Source organism: Aeromonas sp. R3-1, from assembly GCF_040908345.1.
Classification (GTDB): domain Bacteria; phylum Pseudomonadota; class Gammaproteobacteria; order Enterobacterales; family Aeromonadaceae; genus Aeromonas; species Aeromonas veronii.
Window position 1 is genome coordinate 1 of the sequence record NZ_JBFODN010000096.1, and the last position, 7,587, is coordinate 7,587.

At 60.5% G+C, this 7,587-nt stretch carries 7 protein-coding genes; 3 read left to right on the forward strand and 4 right to left on the reverse strand.

Going from position 1 to position 7,587, the window contains the following annotated elements:
• Positions 1 to 30: 30 nt before the first annotated feature.
• The 3 genes from AB5Y85_RS06310 to AB5Y85_RS06320 all read right to left on the reverse strand — a co-directional run bounded on the left by AB5Y85_RS06310 (position 31) and on the right by AB5Y85_RS06320 (position 3,466).
• On the reverse strand, positions 31 to 1,278 hold the full coding sequence (locus AB5Y85_RS06310; RefSeq protein ID WP_368221279.1) for a DEAD/DEAH box helicase: 1,248 nt from the start codon (positions 1,276 to 1,278) through the stop codon (positions 31 to 33).
• Between the two features lie 97 nt (positions 1,279 to 1,375).
• Positions 1,376 to 2,845, reverse strand: a complete 1,470-nt coding sequence (locus tag AB5Y85_RS06315; protein WP_368221281.1) for a GGDEF domain-containing protein — start codon at positions 2,843 to 2,845, stop codon at positions 1,376 to 1,378.
• Between the two features lie 156 nt (positions 2,846 to 3,001).
• Positions 3,002 to 3,466 carry a hypothetical protein gene (locus AB5Y85_RS06320; protein ID WP_021229493.1) on the reverse strand — a complete coding sequence of 155 codons (465 nt, stop codon included), beginning with the start codon at positions 3,464 to 3,466 and terminating at the stop codon, positions 3,002 to 3,004.
• A 198-nt stretch (positions 3,467 to 3,664) separates the two neighbouring features.
• Here AB5Y85_RS06320 and AB5Y85_RS06325 point away from each other — a divergent pair, with 198 nt between their 5' ends.
• Positions 3,665 to 4,573 (forward strand): S-adenosyl-l-methionine hydroxide adenosyltransferase family protein, encoded by a 909-nt coding sequence (locus tag AB5Y85_RS06325; RefSeq protein WP_019446189.1) that lies wholly within the window; start codon positions 3,665 to 3,667, stop codon positions 4,571 to 4,573.
• Between the two features lie 78 nt (positions 4,574 to 4,651).
• Here the strand turns inward: AB5Y85_RS06325 and AB5Y85_RS06330 are convergent, their stop codons facing one another.
• Positions 4,652 to 5,212, reverse strand: a complete 561-nt coding sequence (locus tag AB5Y85_RS06330) for a carbonate dehydratase (protein WP_005343397.1) — start codon at positions 5,210 to 5,212, stop codon at positions 4,652 to 4,654.
• A gap of 203 nt (positions 5,213 to 5,415) precedes the next feature.
• On the opposite strand from AB5Y85_RS06330, the gene AB5Y85_RS06335 reads away from it, so the two are divergent.
• Together AB5Y85_RS06335 and AB5Y85_RS06340 are read left to right on the forward strand one after the other, a co-directional pair.
• Positions 5,416 to 6,057: a ribonuclease gene (locus AB5Y85_RS06335; RefSeq protein ID WP_047438435.1), complete on the forward strand. Its 642-nt coding sequence runs from the start codon at positions 5,416 to 5,418 to the stop codon at positions 6,055 to 6,057.
• A gap of 131 nt (positions 6,058 to 6,188) precedes the next feature.
• Positions 6,189 to 7,235 (forward strand): NAD(P)H-dependent flavin oxidoreductase, encoded by a 1,047-nt coding sequence (locus AB5Y85_RS06340; protein WP_368221280.1) that lies wholly within the window; start codon positions 6,189 to 6,191, stop codon positions 7,233 to 7,235.
• Positions 7,236 to 7,587 lie beyond the last annotated feature (352 nt).

Below are 7,587 nucleotides of genomic sequence, written 5' to 3' on the forward strand. Positions count from 1 at the left end.
GGCGTTTTTTGTTGGCGGCGCAGGAGCGGCTTAACGCTTGCCCTTGCCACCCTTGTTGCCAGCGAGCGCCTGCTTTCTGGCGCGCTGCTTCTGGGCCGCCTTGCTGTTGCGGCGCGGCTCGGGCTCGAAGCGGGTGAGATCCGGCTCAAAGCCCGGGAACCACTGCTGGGGCAAACGGGTGTCGAGTACCGCTTCCACCTTCTCCAACAGGGGCGCATCTTCCGGGCTGAACAGGGTAATGGCGAGCCCCTTGTTGCCGGCACGGCCGGTGCGACCGATACGGTGGACGTAGTCCTCCGCCACAAACGGGAATTCGAGGTTAATCACGTAGTTGAGATCCGTGATATCGAGGCCGCGAGCCGCCACGTCGGTGGCGACCAGCGCCTGCAAGGTGCCGGCGCGAAACTCCAGCAGCACTTTTTCTCGCGCGCTTTGCGACAGATCGCCGTGGAAGGCGAGGGCATTGATGTCAGCCTTGCCAAGCTGCTGGGCTAGCTTGTCCGCCCCTTGGCGGGTGCGGCTGAAGATCAGCGCCGGTGCCCACCCTTTCACTTTCAGCATGTGTTCGACCAGCGCCAGCTTGCGATCGCTGTCCACCGTGTAGACCCGCTGCTCCACCTCGGCCGCCGTGGTGTTACGCGGTGCCACTTCAATCAGCTCGGGGTCGCGCAGCAGCACCTTGCAGAGGGCAAACAGGTTGTCGTCGCAGGTGGCGGAGAAGAGCAGTGTCTGGCGATCCACCGGGATCTGTTTGAGCAGCGCCTTGATCTCGTCCATAAAGCCCATGTCGAGCATGCGATCCGCCTCGTCAAACACCAGATGGCGCAGGCTATCCAGGCTCAATGCCCCCTGACGCAGATGGTCGAGCAGGCGGCCCGGGGTGGCGATCAGGATATCCACCCCGGCTTGAAGCGCCTCTACCTGCGCCGCGATACTCACTCCGCCGTAGACTTGCGTGCTGGTGAGACCGGTGCCCTGGCCGTAGCGCGCCACGCTCTCGGCGACCTGCACCGCCAGCTCGCGGGTCGGCACCAGCACCAGCGTGCGGATTGGGCGGGGCTCTGCTTGCGGCTGTTGTAGCAACTGCTCCAGCAGCGGCAGCACAAAGGCGGCGGTTTTGCCGGTGCCGGTCTGGGCGCCTGCCATCAGATCTCGTCCCGCCAGAATGGTGGGGATGGCGCGGGCCTGAATGGGGGTGGGGGCGGCATAGCCCAGTTCGGTCAGGGTCTGCTGCAGACGGGGGGAGAGGGCCAGTTCGGCAAAGGAGGCTGTGGACATAGGGGCACCAGTCGGGGTTATCGCGGCCTGCGGCCACGATGCAATGAGTGATCGTGGCCACGATGGTAACAGAAGCAGGGGGAGGGGCAGAAGGCGGCTATGCCCCCGCGTCGTCCGGCAACGGCCGGATCAGCCGGATCCTTTTGCCCTCGTAGCAGGCGATGTTGTGCTTGCCGTGCTGTTTGACGTGGTAGAGCAGCTCATCGGCCAGATGCACCGCCTCGGTGACGGTGAGGTAGTCGCGAATGCGGATCACCCCGGCGGAGAAGGTGATGAGGGTGGGCAGCTCGGGGATCCCCAATGGGCGATCCAGCAGGCGGCCAGCGGAGTGGATCATCATCTCGTCATCCTCCATCCCCTTGAACAGCACGATAAACTCCTCGCCGCCCCAACGGATGGCGCTGTCCACCTTGCGGATATTGCTTCTGAGGTGGCGGGCAAAGGCGACCAGTGCCAGATCCCCGACGCCATGGCCATAGGTGTCGTTGATCGACTTGAAGTTGTCGATATCGAGGATCATCAGGTAGTCGTGCTCATGGAGCAGACTTTGGCAGAGCACATCTCTGCGTGGCAGCCGGGTCAGGTGGTCGGTGTGCGCCAGGGTGCGCAGCCGCAGGTAGATCTGCTTCCAGGCCACCATGCCCAGCAACAGCACGATGAGATAGACCTTGAAGGCCGCACTTTGCAGGGCCAGCTTGACGAAATCGAACCAGCTGTAGGACCACTTCAGATAGAGATCATCCCCCGCCTTGGTGCGCATAAAGGGTTTGCTCAGGCAGAGATGCCTTGGGCGGCAGGGCTCGGCGGCTTCAAACGATATGTTGGTGCGGGTCGGGTTGATGGTGTCGAAGGGTCGCAGCACATCGTTAAATGCTTCATCGACGGCGATGTCGATACCGAGCAGTCCGTATTTGTAACCGCCGCGCCCCGACTGATGAATGAAGGGGAAGTACATAACTATGGTGTTGCGCATGCTGAAGCTGTCGATCTCGATATCGGAGACAAAGGCCTCATCGGCGCTGCACAAGGGGCGGCCGGGCGCAAAGCTGGCGCAACCGAAGTAGTGATACCAGGCGGGCAGTGTCATCAGATCCACCTTGATCGGCGCCAGTCTGGTGGGCAGCACATTGTTGTCGGCCACCATGCCGATCAGCCGGTAGTCATTCCAGATGGTGTAGATGTTGATCACCTCCGGATAGGAGAGGGCATAGCGGAAGGTGTTGAGGAGATTGGCGGCCGGGTATTGCAGCGGAATATCGGCAAAGCGGTATTTGCTTTTGAGGTCATACCCGTAGAGATAGTCGCTGCCGACGCTATTCGGGGGTGGTGGCTGATCGAGCAGATGGTGTTGTGCCAGATAGCTGGTGATGTTCTCCACCTTGAGGATCTTGGCTCGCTGGTAGAAGACCTCGAACACGTTCTTCTGTCTGGCGGTGATGAGATCCATGTCGTGCTGGATAGTGAGATAGGTGTAGTAGAAGACAGTGCCCAGCCCGGTCAGGGCGAGCAGGGCCAATCCGGCCACTTTGGCGATGAACTGGCGAGCAAACGCCGGTGGCCAGTGCAAGGCTGGGGGATTACCTGAAAATAAGGTCATAGGTGTCTGGGTGCAGTACCGATAGGGGCGCGGGCGCCATACGGGCAAAGTATACGCGAATGAAATCCCGACAGGATCCACCGACAAACCTTGCCAGAAGCTGAAGCCCTCACCACTTATTTATCCCTACTCCACGATCAGCACGCTCTCGCTGGCCAGATGGTGCAGCCACTCCCTGACGATCAGCAGCACGGCGGCAAAGTGCTCGTCGCGGGGCAGCAAGCTGGCGGCGAGGGGATCCCCTTCCGCCATGGCGGCCAGCTGGCCAAAGGCTTGTTCCACCAGATCCCGGTCGAGCTGGTTGTCCCCCAGCACTTCGGCCAGCGACGGCTGGCTGCGCAGGGTCAGCTGCAAGCCGGGCGGGATCTGCGGGGCGATGCGCATCAGCTCGTCCTCCACCACCATGATGGCCCGCTCCAGTTCGAGCGGGGTGGGCGGCGCGTGGCGAAACGGTCCTGGCTGGATGGCGTGGGTGCCAAAGGCCAGCGGGTAGTGTGACGGGGCCGCATCTGGCTGGCTCAGCCAGAGCTGACTGCTCTGTTCACCAATCTCCAGCAGCAGGGTCATCATCTCCGGTACGGGTTGTGTCATGGTGCTGAGCTCCTGTATTGTAAACGTTTTCCTGTTCTGCCTTTGATACCCCCGCCGCCGATGTTTGGCGAGCACAATTTCTGCGAGTCGTCCCTCACTTTGTGGCAAACCCCTTGCAAAAAAATCCATTGGTGGCAGTCTGGATGTCTAAATGGCTATCGCCGTTTCGTTATCCTCAGATGATTCAGGAGTTCAGATATGGATATTCGCACCGCTCCCCGCGCCATCGCGCTCGCCCTCATGCTGGCAAGCGGCATCGCCGCCGCCAACGAAGCGCTGGTGATCCAGACCGACTTTGGCCTCAAAGATGGCGCCGTTTCGGCCATGAAGGGGGTTGCCTTCGGGGTGGATCGCACCCTGCCGCTCTATGACCTGACCCACGAGATCCCGGCTTACAACATCTGGGAAGCCTCCTACCGCCTCTACCAGACCCTGCAGTATTGGCCCAAGGGCACAGTGTTTGTCAGCGTGGTGGATCCCGGTGTCGGCACCGAGCGCAAGTCAGTGGTGCTCAAGACCAGGAGCGGCCACTACATCGTGACTCCGGACAATGGCACTTTGACCCTGGTGGCCGAGCACTTCGGCATCGAGGCGGTGCGCCAGATCGATGAGAAGCTCAACCGCCTCAAGGGCTCCGAGAAGTCCTACACCTTCCATGGCCGCGATGTGTACGCCTATACCGGCGCGCGGCTCGCCTCCGGCGCCATCAGCTACGAGCAGGTCGGCCCGCTGCTGCCCGCCGAAGTGGTGAAGATCCCCTATCAGCCTGCGGTCGCCGAGAAAGATGGCACCCTCAAGGGCACCATCCCGATCCTCGATGTGCAGTACGGAAACGTCTGGACCAATATCGACGATGCCCTGCTGACCAAGGCGGGGATCAACAAGGGGGATAACGCCTGCATCAAGATCCGCGAAGGGGATGTGGTCAAATATGACGGCAAGGCCCCTTACGTCAGCAGCTTCGGCGATGTGCCTGAAGGTCAGCCGCTGGTCTACCTCAACAGCCTGCTGCAGGTGTCGGTGGCGCTGAACATGGACAGCTTCGCCGCCAAGCATCAGGTGCAATCCGGCGCCAACTGGCATATCAGCCTGAAGAAGTGCTCCTGACCCGCACATATATAAGTAGAGATAGAAACAGCAACGGGCGCCTCGGCGCCCGTTTTGTTCTCTGGGAATACAGAGGGATCAGAACTCGTTGGAGAGCGCCTTGTACCCTTTGACCAAATCGATATTGGTATGGGCCACGTCTTCGGAGAACTCGGCTGCATCCACCGAAACCCGCGGGATATGGGTCAGATCGCTCTGCTGGTTGATGCGGGTGGTGGAGGGGACGTAGAACTCCGGCGGCAGATCGCAGCCATCGATCACCGAGTTGTGACGCACCACGGCACCGTCGCCGATATGGCAGTTGAACAGCACGCTGTTGAAGCCGATAAAGACCCGGTTCCCCACTTCGCATGGCCCGTGGACGATGGAGCGGTGGGCGATGGAGGTGTACTCGCCGATGGTGACGGCTGCACCGGATTTGGAGTGGATCACCACGCCATCCTGAATATTGGAGTTGGCGCCGATGACGATGGGTTCCATCTCGCCGTTGGCATCCACTTCGTCGGCGCGGATCACCGCATAGGGGCCGACAAAGACATTCTCTTTGATGATCACCTTGCCGCAGATGATGGCGGTCTTGTCGATATAAGCGGATTCGTCGATGACAGGCAGATGGCCGGAGGGATTCTTGCGGATCATGTTACATCCTGTGGTTGCCAAGAGGGATTATCTGGTGGTGGACGAGGAGCCTACCGGTCGGTCAGCTTACCCCTGCTCGCCCTCTGGTGAAACCCCTGACTGGTCTGACCCTTGTCGTATGCCGTTTCGGCATGGCTGTTTCCGGTCGCCAGAATATGGGAGCATGGCTGTTATCCCGAGTCGCGTTAGATGGACATATAAAGATGAAGAAGATGATTGCCCTGTTGGCGGGTGGTTTGTTGCTCTCCTCGGCCGTGCAGGCCAAAGGGGAGGCGGGGGAGTTTGACTATTACGCCATGGCGCTCTCCTGGTCGCCCGAGCATTGCGCCGTCAAACCGGCGGATCGGGACCAGTGTTCCCGCAAGCTGGGCTTTGTGCTGCACGGTCTTTGGCCTCAGTACGATCGCGGTTACCCCAGCAACTGCACCCGCGAACGGCTCAATCCCGATATGGAGAGCGAGTTTGCCGACCTCTACCCCAGCCGTTTCCTCTATCGCCATGAGTGGGAGAAGCACGGCACCTGCTCCGGCCTGAGCCAGCAGGCCTTCCATCAGCTGGCGAGTGATTTGCGCCAGAAGGTGAAGATCCCGGCGGCTTATCAATCCCCGGAAGAGCCGCTGCGCAAAACCAGCTTCCAGCTCAAGGCCGATCTGGCGAGCGCCAACGAGTGGCTGGCCCCCGACAACATCACGGTGGCTTGCGCCGATGGTGGCCGCTTCCTGCGGGAGATCTACATCTGCGTCAATAAAGAGGGGACGGATGCGGTCACCTGCTCCGCCGAGATGCAAAAGCGCGAGCGCCGCTCCTGTGGTCAGCCGGACTTCCTGCTGCGCAGCGTGCGTTAAGCCTTCACTCTCTTCATCAGGCCCCTTGCGGGCCTGATGTGCAACCACTGCTATCGGAAAGGAGTCTGACAGATGGATGGCAACAACAGGTTTGGCCCGACAGAGCGGGCAATGCTGCTTGGGGTGAAAGGATGAGCCTGTTTGCCGAGCTGGGAATGCGTTATCCCATTATTCAGGCGCCGATGGCCGGTGTGCAGGGAAGTGAGCTGGCGCTGGCCGTGACCCGTGCGGGCGGCTTGGGCTCCTTGCCTGCCGCCATGCTCACATCAGCGGAGCTGCGCAGCGAACTGGGACGACTTACCCAAAGCGGCCTTGGGCCATTTAACATCAACTTCTTCTGCCATCGGCAACGGGAACCTGATCCCGTTGCTCTGGCCAGTTGGCAGCAGCGCCTTGCTCCCTACTACGCCGAGTTCGGCATACTTCCCCCAGCCGTTACGACAGCGTCAAGTCGTGCGCCTTTCAATGGGGAACATGCCGCCATGTTGGCCGAGTTCAGACCGGCTGTGGTCAGCTTTCACTTCGGCCTGCCCGCGCCCGAGTTGCTTGCCCGGGTGAAGGCTGCGGGGGCCAAGGTATTTGCCAGTGCCACCACGGTGGCGGAGGCTGTATGGCTCGCTCAACACGGCGCCGATGCCATCATCGCTCAGGGATTGGAGGCGGGCGGTCATCGCGGTCATTTCCTCTCCGATGATCTCGCCTTGCAGCAGAGCACCTTGACCCTGCTGGCGCAAATCCTCGCGGTGACCGATCTGCCGGTGATCGCCGCTGGCGGTATCGTCGATGGCAAGGGGATCGCCAACGCGCTGACGCTGGGGGCGAGTGCCGTGCAGATGGGGACCTCCTTTCTCTGCTGCCATGAAGCGACCACCTCGGCGCTGCATCGAGCCTCCCTTCACTCACCCCAAGGCCTGCAGACGGTACTGACCAATCTGTTCAGTGGCCGCCCGGCGCGGGGTATCGTCAACCGTCTGATGCGTGAGCTGGGCCCGCTCTCGGATCTTGCCCCTCACTTCCCCTATGCCAGTGGCGCACTGGCACCGCTGCGTGCTGCCGCCGAGAAGGCGGGGGACAGTGGCTTCTCTCCGCTCTGGGCTGGGCAGGATGTATCGGGCTGCCGGGATCTTCCCGCTGGCGAGCTGATAGCGTGCTGGGTCAAAGAGGCTGGATTGGGATAAGTGCTTCTATATATACCTCATACGCCTTCTTATATAGAAGATGTCGAGGGCGCTGTGCGTTAGACGCGACAGTGCGGCAATGGTAGATGAGTGCCAGGCCAGTACCCTTGTAAGGCATTTATCCGGTGTAAAACGTCCTCACTTTACCCTTGATTGTGGATAAGTCTGTGTAAAGGCTGTTCATTGATATGAATAACCAAGAAATTGCACTTTTTTGCAATTTTATTGCGGTAAAGCCTTGCCAATGTGAGCTGGAGCTCTATAATGCGCCTCCATCGACAGGGCAAGCGGCAACGCAAACAACCTCGTCGGTAACCTCGAAAAGCCTTTGAAAATAAGGCTTGACTCGAGA